The sequence below is a fragment of the Corynebacterium sp. HMSC05D03 genome (assembly GCF_001807205.1).
Taxonomy (GTDB): Bacteria; Actinomycetota; Actinomycetes; order Mycobacteriales; family Mycobacteriaceae; genus Corynebacterium; species Corynebacterium aurimucosum.
In genome coordinates, this window is sequence record NZ_KV788180.1 from 60,595 (window position 1) to 76,249 (window position 15,655).

Below are 15,655 nucleotides of genomic sequence, written 5' to 3' on the forward strand. Positions count from 1 at the left end.
AGAATTTCGGTGGCCCTTCGCCGTACACAACAACACAGCATGATCGCTGATTACCTGCGCAACCTCATTCGCAGCAAGAAACTTTCTCCTGGTGATTTCCTGCCCAGCGAGGCCGAGCTCTGCGAGCAATTCTCCTCCTCCCGCGGCCCCGTGCGCCAAGCCGTCGCGGCACTGCGCTCGGAAGGCCTCATCTCCTCCGGCCGCGGCCGCCGCTCTGTCGTCCTCGGCCGTTTTACCTCGGAGTCCTTCGACTCCATTTATTCCGTGACGCACTGGCTGCGCGAGCGCGGCTTCGAGCCCGGCGCGTCCACCTTGTGGCTGGGGCGCTGCCCTGCTTCCGAGCAGGAAGCCGAGTTCTTGCGGGTAGAGACAGGTTCCCCCGTAATCTTTGTGCACCGCGTGCGCAGCGCCAACGGCATGCCCATCGCCATCGAGCGCATGTTCTTCCCACTGGACGTGGGCAGCCACATCCTCAACTTCGATGCCGACAACGAGTCCATCCACGATCACCTACGTAAGCAGGGCGTAGACTTCGACAACGTCAATCGCGAGCTCTCCCTCGCGTCCGCCAGCGAGGAGGATGCGCGCTCCCTTAATGTCGAGCCCGGCACCCCGCTGTGGCGCCTGCACTTGGACATCTCAGATCACTCTGGTCATCCCGTCGAGTGCACCGAAATCCTGTACCTCGGGGACCGCCTGACGCTGGGCATGACGAGCGTGCGCGGAAGCACCTCCCCGCTCGAGGTCAAGTTGTCGGAAGGATGATGAGAGCCTGGATTGGTGCGCTGGGGCTGGTCGTGGGGGCGTCGTTAAGCGCGTGTTCTGCCGGCTCCACGGCAGTGGTTGATTCTGACTCCTCTGCGCTGACGCTGGCCACCACGACGCCGGCGACCTCCCTGGATTTCACCACCGTCGGCGGAGCCGCCATCCCGGCAGCACTCATGAGCAACGTCTACGAGACCCTGGTGCGCATCTCCCCGGAGGGAGAGATTGTGCCCGGCCTCGCCGAATCCTGGGAAGTGGACTCCACGCGCTATACCTTCCACCTGCGTGAGGCTTCCTTCTCCAACGGCGAGGCATTCACCGCGCACACCGCCGCGTGGTCCATCAACGCGGTGAAAACGGAGTGGACGAACGGCATTAGCGCCCAGATGGACGTGGTGGAATCCGCCACGGCTGTCGACGATCACACGCTCCTCGTCACCCTTAAACGGCCCTCCGCCGGGTGGTTATGGTCCATGGGCACCGCCATCGGTGCTATGCGCACTCCCACCGAAGCGGTGGGCACCGGCCCCTTTGCCGTCGCGGGCTTCTCCCCCAACGAATACATCGCGCTGCGCGCCCGCCCAGACTACTGGGGCACCCCAGCGGAAGAAGACATCACCATCCGCTACTTCCCGGATTCGCTGACCGCGGTCAACGCCCTGCGCTCCGGCGGGGTTGATGCGGTGTGGGGCGTACAGAACCCGGAGCTTCTCGACACCCTCGATGACTCCATCGAAACCGCCGTGGGCACCACCAACGGCGAGGTGTTGCTGTCTATGAACAACCAAGCAGCACCTTTCGACGACCCCCGCGTGCGCCGCGCCGTGGCCTATGGCATCGACCGCCGGGCCGCCAACGAGATCCTCTGGGAAGGCCGCGCGCAGGACACTGGCGGAGCACCCGTCCCGCCCACTGACCCCTGGTTTAGCGGGAAGGACTACTACCCCTATGAGCCTGCGCGCGCCCGCGCGCTGATGGAGGAGGCCGGAGCAGCAGGCACGCCGCTCACGCTCACGGTGCCGAGCCTGCCCTATGCCCAAACGCTCTCCGAGTTTCTCTACTCCCAGCTGGAGGAGATGGGCTTCGAGGTCACGCTGGAAACCGCAGAGTTCCCCGCCGTGTGGCTGAGCCAAGTCATGGGAGCGAAGGACTATCAGATGTCGCTCGTCGCGCACGTCGAGCCGCGCGATATCCCCACCATCTTTGGCAACCCGGACTACTACCTCGGCTACGATTCGCCGCAGGCCCGCACGCTGTTGGAGCAGGATGACATGACGGGTGCCGTCGACCAGATTATGGAGGATATGCCCGCTCTGACGCTGATGAATATGCCCAATATCGTGCTCTACCGCGAGGGCCTTAGCGGCCTGCAGCCGAACCAGATCACCGATGCCATCGAACTGCGAGGGGTGCGATGAGAATACTGCGCTTCCTCGGCACCATGTGGGCTGCCTCCATCATCATTTTCCTGCTCATGCGGGCCGTGCCCGGCAACCCGGCGCGCGTGGCTTTGGGCGTCAACGCCACCGATGAGGCCGTGGAAAAGCTAACGCACTCCATGGGCTTGGACCGCCCGCTTCTCGTCCAATACCTAGAGTGGATGAAAGGGCTGTTGACCGGCAACTTCGGCATCTCCCTGTCCTCGCAGCAGGACATCACTCCGCTGGTGATTGACCGCGCGCAGGTTACGCTGTTGCTCATCGGGCTGGCCATTGTCCTCGCCCTAGCCGGGGCTATTCCCATGGGCATCCTGCTCGCCCGCTTTCGCCTCCCTGTGCTCAATGCGGCCACGCAGCTGGGCATCGCGGTGCCCAGCTTCTTAGTCGGTATCCTGCTGGTCGCGGTCTTCTCCGTGCACCTGGGTTGGCTGCCGGCGAATGGCTGGCAGCTGCCGCGCGAGGGTTTAAGCCACCTCGTCCTGCCGGTCATCTCGTTAGCACTGGTGCAAGGCGCCATGCTCACGCGCTACGTGCGCGCCACCCTCCGCGAGGAGATGGACAAGGACTATATCCGCACCGCCCGCTCCCTGGGTGAATCCCGCACCGGGGCGCTGGTCCGCCACGGCCTGCGCAATGCCGCTTTGCCGGTGCTCACTGTCACCGGCGTGCAGCTGAGCACCTTGGTGGTGGGCGCGGTGGTCATCGAGAATGTCTTCGTCATCCCGGGTCTGGGCTCGCTGCTTCTCGACGCCGTCTCCACCCGCGACCTCACCACCGTCCAGACCCTCATCATGGTTTTCGTGACTTTCACGCTGACCGTCAACCTGCTCACGGACCTGGCCTACCGGGTCATCGATCCGCGGCTGAAGGAGGCTAGATGAAACCCGGTTATATTCTGGTGGGGCTGACCATTCTGCTCGCCCTGGTCTCCCTAGTGTGGACGCCCTATGACCCGAACCTCATCTCCCCCGACCGCCTGGCCGGCCCCAGCCTGGAGCACCTCATGGGCACCGACCGCTTCGGGCGCGATACCTTCTCCCGCATCCTCGCCGGCGCCCAGATCACCGTGCTGGTGGGAGTGGTAGCGGTGGCCATCGCTGCGCTCATCGGGGTGCCACTCGGCATCATCGCCGGGATGCGCGGTGGTGGCTTCATCATGGCGGCCACCGACCTGCTACTCGCCTTCCCGGCGCTGCTGCTGGCCATCGTCGCCGGCGCGGTGTGGGGCTCGTCGACGCTCACGGCGACCATCGCCATCGGCATCGCCGGCATCCCTTCCTTCATCCGGGTCACGCGCTCCGGCACGCTGCAGATTATGACGCAGGACTATATCGCGGCCGCCCGCATCTCACGCGTGCCGCCGGCGCTCATCGCGTGGCGCCACGTCCTACCCAACCTCGGCGGCATCGTGGCTATCCAGGCCTCCGTCTACTTTGCGCTGGCCGTCCTCGCCGAGGCTGGCCTGTCCTACCTCGGCCTGGGCACCGCCCCGCCAACCGCCTCGTGGGGACGCATGCTGCACGACGCCCAGCCCCTCCTGGCCACCCACCCCCTCCAGGCGCTGTGGCCAGGGCTAGCCATCGCCGGCACCGTCCTCGGATTCAACCTACTAGGAAGCCATGCTGACCGTCACTGATCTGCGCGTGGGCCCTGTCGGCCCCCTCTCCTTTTCCATCGCACCCGGCGAGCGCGTCGGCCTCATCGGCGATTCCGGCAGCGGCAAGTCCCTCACCGCCCTAGCCATCATGGGGCTGTTGCCCGACCACCTGCAGGCCACCGGATCCATCCGCTTCAACGGCCAGGAGCTGCTAGGCATGCGCGATCGTGACCTGCGGAAGCTGCCGCTGGCCATGGTCTTCCAAGAGCCCATGACCGCGCTCGACCCGTTGATGAAGGTCCCCGGCTTCAACCGCTTCCCGCACCAGCTCTCCGGCGGGCAGCGCCAGCGCGCGCTCATCGAGATGGCCATGGCCCGCCGCCCCAAGCTCCTCATCTGCGATGAACCCACCACCGCCCTGGATCCCTTCACCCAGGAGGAAATCCTCTCCACCATTGTGGATGCCGCGGACAGCGAAGACACAGCGCTGCTGTTCATTAGCCATGACCGGGACGTCGTCAAGCGCGTGTGCGACCGCGTCGTGCGCATCGGTGAGCTCACCACTCCCGACCTCACCCCGCCGCCCATGCCCAGCCTGGGCGAGCCCGTCATCGAGCTCAAGAACGTGACCAAGACCTACCGCGGGGTGACCGCGCTGGACGACGTCTCCCTCACCGTCCGCGAGGGCGAGCGCCTCGGCATCGTCGGCGGTTCCGGCTCCGGCAAATCCACGCTGCTCAAGCTGCTCACGGGGCTAGCGGAGCCGACCTCGGGGACGGTGGCGGTGAAGAAGCGTGTGCACATGGTCTTCCAAGACCCTAAGGGCTCGCTCAACCCGCGCATGCCTATCTGGAAGATCGTGGCCGAGGGCGGCGGGACGCGCGAAGAAGCCGAGGCGGTGCTGCGGGAGGTCGGCATCGAGGGCTTCGAGCGCTATCCCCGGGACTTCTCCGGCGGGCAGCGCCAACGCATTTCGCTGGCGCGCGCCGTGGTGGGCAAGCCGGAGATTCTACTGGCGGACGAGGCCGTCTCGGCGCTGGACGCCACTTCGCGGGCCCAGGTCCTCGAGTTGCTACAGCACGTGACGAAGGACATGACGCTGGTCTTCGTCTCCCACGACATCGACGTCGTGCGCCACTTATGCCCCACGGTGGCGGTCCTGCAGGACGGCCGGCTCGTGGATCGCGGCGAAACGAGTAAGGTGTTCTCCCGATATGGAACACCCACTGCCGCAACGTCCTAATGCACTTCAGCTCTTTACCGCCTTTAACACCTCCGCGCGCCGCTGGCCCGGTGCCCTGCGCGCGGCGTTGGCGATCATTATCCCCGGCGGGATCGCTGTAGCGACGGGCCACCCGGATGCGGTGCTGCTCATTTCCGCCGGCGCCTTCTCCGTCATCTATGGCGAGGGGCACCCCTACCGCACGCGACGCCGCGTGATCCTCACCGCCGGCGGGCTGCTCACGCTGGCGGCCACGGCTGGTTCCCTCGTCGGCGTGCATGGGCTGGCGCTGTCCGCGGTGTTTACGGTGGCTCTAGCAACCATCGGCGCGTTCGTGCAGAATGCGCTGCGGCTGCCGCCGCCGGGTTCCTTCTTCATCGTGATGGTGGCCGGCGGCTCCACGATGCTGCGTGGGGTCTCGCCGTGGGAGGTGGCCGCGTGGAGCCTGGCCGGCGTGTTGGCCAGCTACGTGCTGGGCATGCTGCCGCGTTTCCGGGATCCGCACGGTCCGGAGACCCGCGCGGTGGCCGCGTTGGAGAAGGCCGCCGATGCCTTCGTGAACTCCGATAGCGATTTCCTGGCTCGCCACCACCAGGCGCAGTCCGCCATCTCCACGGCGTGGCAAACGCTTGCCGACGCCGGCGTCATCCGCGGCGGCCGCATCCGCCACCCCGCCCAGGCAGAGCTGGTGCACCGCGCGCTAGCCGCACAGCAGCGCATCGTGGCTCACCACAAGCAGGTCGGCGGCAACTCGGATGAGCTCTCTGATTCCCCCACCTACGTGGACCCGGACCGCACCAGCATCCCGCACACCAAGCCGACGATGCGCTACCGCTTCTACCGCGCCGCGGTGGGCAATTCCCACGCGGTGGTGACAGCGGAAAAGATCGCGCTTGGTGGCCTGGCCACCGCGTTCATTGGCATGGCGCTGGGGCTCAACCGGCCGGACTGGGGCGCGGTCTCGGTGCTCCTGCTCTTGCAGTGGGGGCCGGACCGGGTTCCGGGAACGATTCGCGGTGTGCAACGTATGCTGGGCTCCGTCTTAGGCGTGTGTGTCTTTGCGCTCATTGCCGCTTTCAGCCCGCACGGCTGGGGGTTGGTGCTCGCGTTGGCCTTCTGCCAGTTCTGCGCGGAGATTCTGGTGGTGAAGAACTACGCGCTATGCGTCATCTTCTCCACTCCCCTGGCACTGCTGATGGGCAATTCTTCGGAGCACATGGCCCACACCATCGGCTCGCGTATGGCGGAGATTGGACTCTCCGTGGTCGTGGCGATGCTCTTCTTGTGGCTGTGGAAGCCGCGCGCCCAGCTGACCAACCACTACCGCCTGCAAACGCGCTGTTTCGAGGCGATGGCCGCCCTGCTCGGCGCACTACTCATCAAGACCCCCGAGGAAGCGCTGGCACAGCGGCGCGACCTGCACTACGAGTTGCTCTCGGAACGGCGCAGCATCCAGTCGCTGGCGACCAATCACTCCGATATCAGCGAGTTCTGGGAGCGCCACACCGAGTTGCAACCGGCCGGCTACTATCTCTTGGATTTTTGCGTGGTCAATCCGCTGTCGCAGCCCAGCCGCGCGGAGCTGGACACGCTCATCGCGAAAATCACCGCAGCGGAAATGCGGTCCTGACCTCCTAGCACGGGCAACCCCCGGTTGCCCGCGAATTATTTCACCGATAGCAACAGGTTCGGGTCGAGCACGTGTTCCTCCACGCGCTCGAAGCAAGCGAAGGCTTCCTCCAGCTCACGGACATTCTCATCAAAATTAGGCAGCGACATGGCATTCCAATCGACGCAGAAATAAGTGCCTTCATCCTAGCTCACACCACTGTCATTGTGCGCACCTGCGATAATGGTGAGGGTGAACACTCGAAAATCTACAGGTCCACCCGTTGGCATCTATCCTCACGACATGCACCCCGGCTTGGTTCCGGGTATCGGTGTGGAGGATCAGCGCAACGCTTTCGCGCTCGATAAAATCACTTTCTTCACCACCGCCACCTTCGTCGTAGCTTTCATCATCTGGGGTATTAGCTCGCCAGAATCCGTCTCGGCGGCATCTTCCGCTGCCTTTTCCTGGGCTATCACCAACGCCGGATGGCTGCTCAACATCACCATGATGATGGCCGTTGCCACCATGCTCTACATCGGCTGCTCCCGCCTAGGCCGCATCAAGCTCGGTACCGATGACGAAGAGCCGGAGTTCGGCTGGTTTAGCTGGGTCGCCATGATGTTCGGCGCCGGCATCGGCGTCGGCATCTTCTTCTACGGCCCCTCGGAGCCGCTGTCGCACTACATCACCCCGCCGCCCCACACAGTCGACGGCAACAGCGTCGAAGCCCTCCACCAATCCATGGCCCAGGCGCACTACCACTGGGGAATTTCGCCCTGGGCGGCGTATGCCCTGGTCGGCGGAGCCATCGCCTATTCCTCTTACCGCCGCGGACGCGTGCCTCTGGTGTCCTCCATTTTCAAGCCGCTGTTCGGCTCCCGCGATACCGACGGCCCGCTGGGCAAGCTTATCGACGTCCTCGCCCTCGTCGCCACGCTCTTCGGCACCGCTGCCACGCTGGGGCTTTCCGCCATTCAAATCGGCCAAGGCGTCTCCATCATCCGCGGCGCCGGCCCGCTGACCAACTCCGTGCTCATCCTGATCATCGCAGTTCTGGGTTGCGGTTTCATCATCTCGGCGGTCTCGGGTGTCTCCCGCGGCGTGCGCTATCTCTCCAATTTCAACATCACGGTGACACTCGGCTTGGTCATCTTTGTCTTCTTCACCGGTCCGACCTTGCTCCTGCTCAACCTCGTGCCCTCCGGCATCGTGACCTACATCGACCAGCTTTTGCCGATGATGGCCAAAGGCCTGTCCTGGGGAGATGAGACCATCGAGTTCCAGTCTTACTGGACCGCCTTCTACTGGGCATGGTGGATTGCCTGGACGCCGTTCGTCGGCATGTTCGTGGCCCGTATCTCCCGCGGCCGCACGCTACGCGAATTCACGGCAGTGACGGTCTTCGCTCCCTCCCTCATCCTCATTTTGGCCTTCACCATCTTCGGTGGCACAGCCATCACCTTTAAGCGCGAGAACCTGCCCAACTTTGATGGCTCCGCCTCCGGCGAGCAGGTTCTTTTCGCCATGTTCGACAACCTGCCGCTGAGCAGCATCACGCCCTTCATTTTGATCCTGGTGCTGGCGGTCTTCTTCATCACCTCCGCCGATTCCGCTTCGGTCATCATGGGAACCATGTCCTCCAAGGGAAACCCTGCCCCCAACAAGTTCATCGTCATTTTCTGGGGCCTGTGCATGATGGGCATCGCTGTTGTCATGCTGCTGACCGGTGGTGAAGACGTACTCACCGGCCTGCAGAACCTGACAATCCTGTCTGCCCTGCCCTTCTGCATCGTGCTGCTCGTCATGATGGTGGCCTTCATCAAGGACCTGCGCTCCGACCCGATGTTCATCCGCCGCGCCTACGCGCGTGCCGCGGTGGAAAACGCCGTCGTGCGCGGCATCGAGGAGCACGGCGATGACTTCGAGCTATCCATCGAGCATGCCGACGAAGGCCGCGGCGCTGGCTCCGACTTCGACTCCTCAGCGCACCGCTATACGGACTGGTACCAGCGCACCGATGAAAAGGGCGAGAATGTAGACTACGACTTCGACACCGATACCTGGGCCGATGGCTACGAGCCAGACGCCGAGCAGAAGGAGAAATAAATGGGGTTGCCTGAAAACGTCGTCCTCGACGGCTACACCCTCATCGAGCAGCATGAAATCGACCACGAGTTTCTCATCAACGGCTCCCCGCTCACCGCGGCAACTCCCGTTCTTTTCGCACTCAGCATCGGCGGCATGCTCCTCGTGGCCGCGAGCTTCTTTCTGCGCAGTACCCGCCGCTTTATCACCGGCCTCCTCGGCGCGGTCCTGACTCTCACGAAGCTGTGGTGGATGCCCATCGCGCTTGCCCGCCAGTTCGACGACGGCCAGGTCTTCGGCTATACGCTCAAGTACTACCCCCAATACTGGCCCGTAGCATCCATCATCGTGGTCGGCATCGCGTTAATCGGCCTGATCTCCGCGTTTTTCTTCCGGCGCTAACGCGACTCCAACACCGCGATCGCAATGTGCACCCGATTGGTACCGCCCAGTTTGTCCAAGATGTGCTTGATGTGGGTTTTCACCGTGGTCACGGAGACGTAGAGCTGTCCGGCAATCTCTTGGTTGTCTAGGCCCTGGGCCACCAGCTCCGCCACCTCGTTTTCGCGCTGGCTTAAGCCCTCTAGCGGGCAGGGCTCAACCACCTCCACCTCTGCCGGCTCCGGCGCAGGACGCTTGAGCGCCAGAAGGTTCTTCAGAGCCTGCGGGCTCAGCAGCTGCTGCCCCGTGGCAGCGGCCCGAACCGCAGAGACCAGGCCCTCCGGCTCGATGGTCTTGAGCAAAAAGCCCATTGCCCCAGCATGCAGCGCATCCACGATGAACTCGTCGGTATCAAAAGCGGTGAGCATGACCACCGGTATATCCGGCGCGCTCGCGCGCAGCTGCCCTGCCGCCTCGATGCCGTCCATGACGGGCATGCGGATATCCATGAGGACAACATCGGGCCGCAGATCCGTCACGCGCGCCACGCCGTCGCGGCCATTGCTGGCCTCGGCCACCACCTCGATGTCCGCAGCGCCTTCCAGGATGAACCGAATGCCGCGGCGCAGTGCCTGCTCGTCATCGACTAATACCACTGAAATCATTACGCGTGTGCCTCCTCCGGTAGCTCGAGGACCCAGGTGAAGGTGGAGGCGTCGTCAAGCACTGTGAAGGTGCCTCCCGCCAGCCGGGCGCGTTCCTCCAGACCCAACAAGCCGTTGCCGCCGCCGGACTCTGGCTGCTCCGCTACTTTCTTGTTCTGCATGGTCACCCGCACCTTATCCTCCTCGTTCTCCACGGTGAGCGTCACCTTCTTCCCCGGCGCGTACTTGCGCGCGTTGGTCAGCCCCTCCTGCACGGCGCGGCCCAGCGTGTGGGCGGCTAGTGTGCTCAGCTTATCGACGTCCCCCTTCTTATAGCGCACCTTCGTCCCCGCCGCGCGAGCGCGCCCGATGTGCTCCTCGATGCTCGCGCGCGGATCCACCCGGTCATCCACGCGCAGCGCCTTGATCACCCCGCGCAGGTCCTCCACGGCGGCCTTCGCCTCGGACTGGATGGTCTCTGCCGCCTCGGCGACGCGCTCCGGGTCGGCGTCCTTGCGGTAGCTCAGGCCACCCGCGTAGACGGAGATGAGGCTAAGCCTGTGTGAGAGGGAATCGTGGATATCGCGGGCAATGCGGTTGCGTTCCTCCAGGCGGGCGCGCTCCTCGCGCGAGCGCAGCTGGTCCTCGTTGAGCTCCGCCAGGCTGACCAGCGTGACCTCGCGCTGGCGGCGCTGCGCGCGCACCGAGCCCGTAATCCAGGCAACGATAAGAAAAATGCATCCATAGAACACGTAACCAAAGGTCGCGAAGATGTTCATCCGAATGTAAGGCACAGAGATAACGGTCACACACGAGGCCACGAACACCGCCGTCCCCGCCAGGGACCACCGCAGTCGGCCGCGCGAGATGATTGAAATCAACACCACCAGCACTGACAGCGACAGTGGGAGAAACCCGCCCAGTACCAGGACGAACAGAGCCGCAACCAGCACCACCGGGTGGCCGGGGTACTCCTCGTGGATGTTGCGCTCCCGCCGCGAGTGGTGCAGGGCGAAGGGCAGCAGAATCCAGGTGGCGAAGCTAAATAGACCCATCAAGCCCATAACAAGGGCTTCCTGATCCGTCCCCTCGAAGTTTTCGATATGGGGGATCCATGCCGCCATATCCGCCACCACGCAGAGCAGAATGAGCAGCACCGTGATCCACAGTGGTCGCGTCTTGCTTGTCATTGTTGCCACGATAGTTCTCCCTGCGTTCCGGAAAATCCTCCCTGCGGAGGATACCGGCACCCCGGGCACGGTTCATAGCCTAAACCGCATGAGAAGAACACAGACTTTATATGAACTGCTCACCGCCGCCGGGCTCGTGAGCGCTGCTTATGGTTTCTCCCAAGGTGCTTTCGTCACTACAAGTGCGCTCGCCGCAGTGTTGTACGCGACCGTGGCAATTGGTCTCACGCTGCTGATTCTGCGCAAGTACCCGGGCATTGCGCATGGCGTGGTGTGGGGCATCGCGGTCACCAGGGTCGCAGCTTCGCTCAACAAATGCATGAACGACCTCCTCATCCGCTTCTTCCCGGAGTGGCTGGTCGAGGCCGGTATCGCCCCGCTCCCCGAAGAACTACTCAAATTCCTCGGCGTCCTCTTCATCTGCTCGTGCATCATCCGGCCCCGTCATTGGGCGGACTACGTCTTCGTCGGGGTGGCGGTAGGCATGGGCTTTAGTGTGGGCGAGAATGTCGTCTACTACGTCAACTTGACGCTGGAGAACCTGGATTCCGATATCAAGGGCACCTTGATGGCGGTCCTTGTCCGCTTCATCGCGAACCCTCTCATGCATTCTTTCTTTACCGGAATTGCCGCCTATGGCCTCGCCCGCAAGCAGCCGGTGCGATGGTTGCTCCTTGCCATGGCGGTGCACTTCGCTGCCAACTTTGGCCCGTCTGTCACTATCGCCCTTGAGAACGCCCTGTGGCCCGTCTTTGCCGCCCTCATCATTCTCATTTCTCTGTGGGGCGCCACGATTGTCAGCATTGTCAAGATCCGGAAAATCCTCCCTGCGGAGGATACCGGAGCAAAATCGCAGCTCGTAGGGTCGAAATCATGAAAAACACACTGATTTATTCCTGCCTCGGCGTTCTCGCCGCAGTACCGCTTGCCGACGCCCTCCTCCCCGACCCCACTCCCGTGACCACCGCCGTGCGCGGTATCCCAGGGCTAGAATGCCCGGAGGATCCGTACGCCTCCTCGCAGACCTGGAACTGCGGGGGTGCGACCATCATCGCCGAAGAAAGAAGCTCCTCGCACCCGGTAGAGACGTACCTGCCGCGCCAGCACCGCTCCTTCAACGGGACGCGCGCGCTCACCGACGCCCCCATCACCACCCAGGCACCGGATCTCTACCGCGTGTCCGACGAGAATGGAATCACGCTGGCCCACCCCGACGAGAACACCATTTCCTTCCTCCACATCTACGGACCGAAGGAACGTGACTTCGCCGACCGGGTACAGGAGGACGCATGAAGTACCTGTACTTTCTGCTGACCCTCGGCGCGCTGGTCGTGTCTACCTTCCACTACGCGGGCGAGCCCTTCCTGCCCGCAAGTGCTCTTGCCGCCGTGGTCTTCGCCGCCGTACTCGTCTCCCTCACGCTGTTCCTCCTGCGCCGCCGGCCGGGAATTACGCACGGCGTGGTGTGGGGCTTCGCGGTCTCCGGGCTCGCCGTGGAGCTCAATACGAACATGACACACCTCCTTGCCCGCGCGGGCCTGGACTGGCTGGGCGCTGCAGGGTATGCACCGCTCAACGAAGAACTGCTGAAATTCCTCGGCGTAGTGCTCATCTGCACCTGCGTTATCCGGCCCCGCAACTGGCTCGACTATGTCTTCGTCGGCGTGGCCGTGGGTATTGGCTTCACCGCGGGCGAAGACGCCACTGCCTTTACGCGCATGACGGTGGATAACCTCGATTCGGATACCGCCGGCGCGCTCTCAGCGGTGGTCATCCGCCTGGTGTCCAACCCGCTCTCCCACTCGCTATTCACCGGGCTTAGCGCCTATGGCCTATCCCAGAAACAGCCTGTGCGCTGGCTCATTGCCGCCATCGCGGTGCACGTGACGAACAACCTCTTCCCGTCGCTAAGCACCGCGTTCGACGACGCCATCTGGCCCGTCCTCGCCGGGATGGTCGTCGTGCTAGCCGTGTGGATAGCCACCATCTGGGGTGTTATTGCGCTGCGGAAGAAGGCGGCTGCGCATCCAGCCCTGTCCCCTGCACCGGCGCGCGCATAGCCTTCGTGGCCGGGGAGGGATGGGCGTCCTCGGCGGCGAGGCGCTCAAAGGCCACCGCCGCCAAGGCCGCAGCTTGATCCCCCAGAACGGAATCATCGAAGCGCACCAGCGGCGAGTGGTTCCACTCGCGCATGTGCTCCGGGGTGTGCGGATCCCCGGTGCCGAACCACATGAACGTACCCGGCACCTGCGCCAGCACGGCACCAAAATCCTCCGAGGCCATCATCGGGGTGTCCATGGTCAGCACATTTTCCGCACCGAACATGCCTGCCCACAACGACGCCGCGAACTGATCCTCGCGTTGTGAGGTCTTCGTCGCCGAATACAGGACCTCAAAGTCCACCTTCGCGGTACAACGGTGCGAGGCCGCCACGGAGCTTGAGACCTCGATGATCATTTGGCGGACGGCATCGATGTGTTCGTCGCGAAGCACGCGCACCGTCGCGCCCAGCTCTGCCTTGTCCGGGATGACGTTGACCGCGCCGTCGCCCGCGCGCAAGTTGGTCACCGTGATGACAATCGGCGAGTTCGCGTCGAAGCGCCGGGTCAGCGCCACCTGCAGCGCCACCTGGATCTCCGCCAAGGCCGCGACGGGATCGATAGCATCATGTGGGCGCGAGCCATGCCCACCTTTGCCGTAGACGGTAATCCCTAGGTTGGACGACGAGGCCATCATCGGGCCGGCGATGTGGTGGAAGGTGCCCCGATCCTGCGGGCCGACGTGCAAACCGTAGGCGGCAATGGGGCGGCGGCCAGCAGCGTCGAGCACGCCCTCATCGATCATCGGCTGCGCACCACCCGGGCCTTCCTCGCCCGGCTGGAACATGAAGATGACATCGCCCAACAGCTCCTCGCGGTGGCGGCAGAGCATCTTGACCGCGCCGATCAACCCCGCCGTGTGCAGGTCATGGCCACACGCATGCATGTTGCTATTCGTCGAAGCGAAAGGGCTGCCCGTCTGCTCGCGCACCGGAAGACCATCCATGTCCGCGCGCAGCAGCACCGAGACGGGACGCTCGCCGCGCTTCCCACCGCGCAGCACCGCGACGACCGAGCTGAGATCGCGTCCCAGTTGAATCTCCAGCGGCAAGCCTTTAAGAGCTTCGAGCACCTTCTCCTGCGTGCGCGGCAGGTGCAGCCCCACCTCCGGGTTCTGGTGCATATCGCGGCGGAAGGCCTGCAACTCCGGAAGCAGCTCCCAGCCTTCCTCCACGAACACCTGGCTGGCCAAACGCTCCCCCAGCTTGGCCGAAACCATCGGAAGCGGTGGCAGTTGCTGACGGTGGCGCGGCGCCATCTTCATGGTGTCATCCTTTCCGAGCATGTGCGCCGAGCATACCGGAAACTGTATTAAAGTAACGGTCTATGAAGCTTCTCTCTGCGCTTTTGAGCAGCGCACTTCTCATGTCTTCTGCCCCTGCTTACCAGGAATCCAGCCGCGATGAGCAATCCTCTCGCTGGGGCGTGGACGCAACGTTCAGCATCCTCAACGCCATGGGTTCCTCCTCGCACCTTCTCACCGATTTGTTCACATCGGAACAGGAAGGGTATCCGTACCCGGTGGATGCGTCGATAAGCACGGCGTCGGTGATTTCCCGCGCCCCGACCGATGAGCCTGGCCGGGAAAAGTGGCTCGTGGCCTCGCCGTCCATGGGACGTGAGATTCCCGTCGACGTCGTCCTCGGCAGCGGCGGCCCGGTGGTGTACTTCCTGGAAGGTGTCGACTCCCCGGAAACCTCCAACTGGATCACCAAGGGGCATCTGAAGCGCGTTTTCGGCGACTCCGACGCCAGCATCGTCATCCCCTCCCAAGGCGCTGGTTCCATGTGGACCGACTGGAACGAGGATGACCCCAAGTTGGGCCGCCACAAATGGAACACCTTCGTCACGCAGGAGCTCGCTCCGGTGGTTGAGGCAGAACTACATCACAACGACAAACGCGGACTCATCGGCTTGTCGATGGGCGCGTCCGGCGCGGTCATGATGGCCAACAACCACCCGGGGTTCTTCGATGCGGTGGCGGGAGTTTCCGGTTGCTATTCCACGACGAGCACGGTGGGCCAGGGAACTGTCGACCTGACTGTGGGGAGCCTGGGCGGCAACCCGCGGAACATGTGGGGTCCGCACGGCTCGCCGGACTGGGTACACAATGATGTCGCAGCGAACCCGGAGGGGCTGCGCGGGACGACGCTCTATCTTTCCGCTGCCACTGGCGCATGGACGGATGAAGAGATGGCGGCCTACCCTAACAAATCCCTCGATGATCGCATCGGCGGCACCCTGCTGGAGGCCGGCTCAAAGCGGTGCACGGAGGAGTTTTCCGCCGCGCTTGACGACGCCTCCCTCCCCCACACCACCGACTACCTCGACTCCGGGGTGCACGACTGGGTGATGTTTGGCAAGCAATTGCAGCCGGCGTGGGACGCGATTAAACCGGCGCTGTACTAGCGACGACCCCACCGCCCAAGCCTGTCGGCCCGAAAGGCTCTCCCCTTTCTGAGGCCTATCTCCCGTCCCCCCAGTCACCGTTCAGCCAGCCCTAGCCAACCCTCTCTCCGCCCTTGGTCGGTGTTTCATCCCGTCTGTGAGCAGGTTATTTGCTCTTCCGGTTGCGGGGTGGCTAGACCTGTTTTAGTCTCTGTGCCCATGGGGGATATCGA

15 protein-coding genes are annotated in these 15,655 nt (G+C 63.8%); 12 read left to right on the plus strand and 3 right to left on the minus strand.

Going from position 1 to position 15,655, the window contains the following annotated elements:
- Positions 1–9 precede the first annotated feature (9 nt).
- The 8 genes from HMPREF3147_RS08450 to HMPREF3147_RS08485 all read left to right on the plus strand — a co-directional run bounded on the left by HMPREF3147_RS08450 (position 10) and on the right by HMPREF3147_RS08485 (position 9,122).
- On the plus strand, positions 10–765 hold the full coding sequence (locus tag HMPREF3147_RS08450) for a GntR family transcriptional regulator (protein ID WP_070446699.1): 756 nt from the start codon (positions 10–12) through the stop codon (positions 763–765).
- On the plus strand, positions 765–2,183 hold the full coding sequence (locus tag HMPREF3147_RS08455) for an ABC transporter substrate-binding protein (RefSeq protein WP_070446700.1): 1,419 nt from the start codon (positions 765–767) through the stop codon (positions 2,181–2,183). Before HMPREF3147_RS08450 ends, HMPREF3147_RS08455 begins: the two co-directional genes overlap by 1 nt.
- Positions 2,180–3,085, plus strand: coding sequence for an ABC transporter permease (locus HMPREF3147_RS08460; RefSeq protein ID WP_070446701.1), 906 nt, complete (start codon positions 2,180–2,182; stop codon positions 3,083–3,085). The genes HMPREF3147_RS08455 and HMPREF3147_RS08460 overlap by 4 nt, the downstream gene beginning before the upstream one ends.
- A complete protein-coding gene (locus tag HMPREF3147_RS08465) occupies positions 3,082–3,840 on the plus strand; it encodes an ABC transporter permease (protein WP_010190814.1) in 759 nt (252 codons plus the stop codon). The genes HMPREF3147_RS08460 and HMPREF3147_RS08465 overlap by 4 nt, the downstream gene beginning before the upstream one ends.
- Positions 3,824–5,044, plus strand: a complete 1,221-nt coding sequence (locus HMPREF3147_RS08470) for an ABC transporter ATP-binding protein (RefSeq protein WP_070446702.1) — start codon at positions 3,824–3,826, stop codon at positions 5,042–5,044. Before HMPREF3147_RS08465 ends, HMPREF3147_RS08470 begins: the two co-directional genes overlap by 17 nt.
- A complete protein-coding gene (locus HMPREF3147_RS08475; protein WP_070446703.1) occupies positions 5,016–6,653 on the plus strand; it encodes an FUSC family protein in 1,638 nt (545 codons plus the stop codon). Before HMPREF3147_RS08470 ends, HMPREF3147_RS08475 begins: the two co-directional genes overlap by 29 nt.
- 282 nt (positions 6,654–6,935) lie before the next feature.
- Positions 6,936–8,741 (plus strand): BCCT family transporter, encoded by a 1,806-nt coding sequence (locus HMPREF3147_RS08480; protein ID WP_371325745.1) that lies wholly within the window; start codon positions 6,936–6,938, stop codon positions 8,739–8,741.
- The gene (locus HMPREF3147_RS08485) at positions 8,742–9,122 is read left to right on the plus strand and encodes a cell division FtsX domain-containing protein (RefSeq protein ID WP_070446705.1); all 381 of its coding nucleotides are present in this window, start codon (positions 8,742–8,744) and stop codon (positions 9,120–9,122) included. It begins immediately after the preceding gene.
- On the opposite strand, the gene HMPREF3147_RS08490 is transcribed toward HMPREF3147_RS08485, so the two are convergent.
- Positions 9,119–9,766: a response regulator gene (locus HMPREF3147_RS08490; RefSeq protein WP_070446706.1), complete on the minus strand. Its 648-nt coding sequence runs from the start codon at positions 9,764–9,766 to the stop codon at positions 9,119–9,121. The two genes, HMPREF3147_RS08485 and HMPREF3147_RS08490, sit on opposite strands and share 4 nt — an antisense overlap.
- A complete protein-coding gene (locus tag HMPREF3147_RS08495; protein WP_246815753.1) occupies positions 9,766–10,935 on the minus strand; it encodes a sensor histidine kinase in 1,170 nt (389 codons plus the stop codon). Before HMPREF3147_RS08495 ends, HMPREF3147_RS08490 begins: the two co-directional genes overlap by 1 nt.
- Positions 10,936–11,023: 88 nt before the next feature.
- Between HMPREF3147_RS08495 and HMPREF3147_RS08500 the strand changes: the two genes are divergently transcribed.
- Genes HMPREF3147_RS08500 through HMPREF3147_RS08510 form a run of 3 tightly spaced genes read left to right on the plus strand, consistent with a single transcriptional unit; the run spans position 11,024 to position 12,995 of the window.
- A complete protein-coding gene (locus HMPREF3147_RS08500; RefSeq protein ID WP_168160908.1) occupies positions 11,024–11,812 on the plus strand; it encodes a PrsW family glutamic-type intramembrane protease in 789 nt (262 codons plus the stop codon).
- The gene (locus tag HMPREF3147_RS08505) at positions 11,809–12,228 is read left to right on the plus strand and encodes a hypothetical protein (RefSeq protein WP_070446708.1); all 420 of its coding nucleotides are present in this window, start codon (positions 11,809–11,811) and stop codon (positions 12,226–12,228) included. Before HMPREF3147_RS08500 ends, HMPREF3147_RS08505 begins: the two co-directional genes overlap by 4 nt.
- On the plus strand, positions 12,225–12,995 hold the full coding sequence (locus tag HMPREF3147_RS08510; RefSeq protein WP_070446709.1) for a PrsW family glutamic-type intramembrane protease: 771 nt from the start codon (positions 12,225–12,227) through the stop codon (positions 12,993–12,995). Before HMPREF3147_RS08505 ends, HMPREF3147_RS08510 begins: the two co-directional genes overlap by 4 nt.
- Here HMPREF3147_RS08510 and HMPREF3147_RS08515 read toward each other — a convergent pair.
- Positions 12,931–14,298, minus strand: coding sequence for a M20 metallopeptidase family protein (locus tag HMPREF3147_RS08515; RefSeq protein WP_070446710.1), 1,368 nt, complete (start codon positions 14,296–14,298; stop codon positions 12,931–12,933). The genes HMPREF3147_RS08510 and HMPREF3147_RS08515 overlap by 65 nt on opposite strands.
- Positions 14,299–14,360: 62 nt before the next feature.
- Between HMPREF3147_RS08515 and HMPREF3147_RS08520 the strand changes: the two genes are divergently transcribed.
- Complete coding sequence (locus HMPREF3147_RS08520; protein ID WP_070446711.1) at positions 14,361–15,443, plus strand: alpha/beta hydrolase; 1,083 nt, start codon at positions 14,361–14,363, stop codon at positions 15,441–15,443.
- Positions 15,444–15,655 lie beyond the last annotated feature (212 nt).

Excerpts from the sequence above, each read along its gene's own strand:
- HMPREF3147_RS08455 (WP_070446700.1), top strand. The coding sequence starts at position 765 with ATGAGAGCCTGGATTGGTGCGCTGGGGCTGGTCGTGGGGGCGTCGTTA.
- HMPREF3147_RS08460 (WP_070446701.1), top strand. The coding sequence starts at position 2,180 with ATGAGAATACTGCGCTTCCTCGGCACCATGTGGGCTGCCTCCATCATC.
- HMPREF3147_RS08465 (WP_010190814.1), top strand. The coding sequence starts at position 3,082 with ATGAAACCCGGTTATATTCTGGTGGGGCTGACCATTCTGCTCGCCCTG.
- HMPREF3147_RS08470 (WP_070446702.1), top strand. The coding sequence starts at position 3,824 with ATGCTGACCGTCACTGATCTGCGCGTGGGCCCTGTCGGCCCCCTCTCC.
- HMPREF3147_RS08475 (WP_070446703.1), top strand. The coding sequence starts at position 5,016 with ATGGAACACCCACTGCCGCAACGTCCTAATGCACTTCAGCTCTTTACC.
- HMPREF3147_RS08480 (WP_371325745.1), top strand. The coding sequence starts at position 6,936 with ATGCACCCCGGCTTGGTTCCGGGTATCGGTGTGGAGGATCAGCGCAAC.
- HMPREF3147_RS08485 (WP_070446705.1), top strand. The coding sequence starts at position 8,742 with ATGGGGTTGCCTGAAAACGTCGTCCTCGACGGCTACACCCTCATCGAG.
- HMPREF3147_RS08490 (WP_070446706.1), bottom strand. The coding sequence starts at position 9,766 with ATGATTTCAGTGGTATTAGTCGATGACGAGCAGGCACTGCGCCGCGGC.
- HMPREF3147_RS08495 (WP_246815753.1), bottom strand. The coding sequence starts at position 10,935 with ATGACAAGCAAGACGCGACCACTGTGGATCACGGTGCTGCTCATTCTG.
- HMPREF3147_RS08500 (WP_168160908.1), top strand. The coding sequence starts at position 11,024 with ATGAGAAGAACACAGACTTTATATGAACTGCTCACCGCCGCCGGGCTC.
- HMPREF3147_RS08505 (WP_070446708.1), top strand. The coding sequence starts at position 11,809 with ATGAAAAACACACTGATTTATTCCTGCCTCGGCGTTCTCGCCGCAGTA.
- HMPREF3147_RS08510 (WP_070446709.1), top strand. The coding sequence starts at position 12,225 with ATGAAGTACCTGTACTTTCTGCTGACCCTCGGCGCGCTGGTCGTGTCT.
- HMPREF3147_RS08515 (WP_070446710.1), bottom strand. The coding sequence starts at position 14,298 with ATGAAGATGGCGCCGCGCCACCGTCAGCAACTGCCACCGCTTCCGATG.
- HMPREF3147_RS08520 (WP_070446711.1), top strand. The coding sequence starts at position 14,361 with ATGAAGCTTCTCTCTGCGCTTTTGAGCAGCGCACTTCTCATGTCTTCT.